Source organism: Vibrio sp. 1249-1, from assembly GCF_033340495.1.
The window spans coordinates 1-511 of record NZ_JAWOWJ010001199.1; the positions used below are offsets into that span (position 1 = coordinate 1).

At 42.1% G+C, this 511-nt stretch carries 1 protein-coding gene; it reads left to right on the top strand.

The genetic code is table 11. From position 1 onward, the window contains the following. On the top strand, positions 1–275 hold a 275-nt coding region (locus tag R7Z50_RS31250), incomplete at its 5' end, for a GIY-YIG nuclease family protein (RefSeq protein ID WP_318150247.1). Positions 276–511: the final 236 nt, after the last annotated feature.

Below are 511 nucleotides of genomic sequence, written 5' to 3' on the forward strand. Positions count from 1 at the left end.
ATAACCGTAATGCACTGTATTGCGGTGTTACCAATGACATCGAAAGGCGATTTAAACAACACCAACTTGGCAAAGGCGCAAAAGCGCTCAAGGGTAAAGGGCCTCTTGTTTTAGAGTGGTCGACTAGCTTCGACTCAAAAGTAACAGCAATGCGCGCTGAGTATTTCATCAAACAACTAACCAAGAGCAAGAAAGAGCAGTTGGTTGAACTCAAAGCTTTGATTGCCGTGGATGATAATCAGCAAGTGATGTTTGAGTCTTGCTCTCAAAGTTAACGGTTCATCGTGACCGTTTGAGTGCCTGTTTTTCGGATTCTTAAATTTCAATTGTCTTTTATAAGCCGCCAACATTGGCGGCTTATTTATATTTATTGATACAGCTGACTAATACGGCCGAGCCCGATACATCCAAGCTTCTTGAGATAAAAGCAGAATACCATATGGGCTTTGGGTATATCATGTATGGCTATTCTGACGCATAATGGCCCGATGTTCTGTTCCAAGTAGACAAA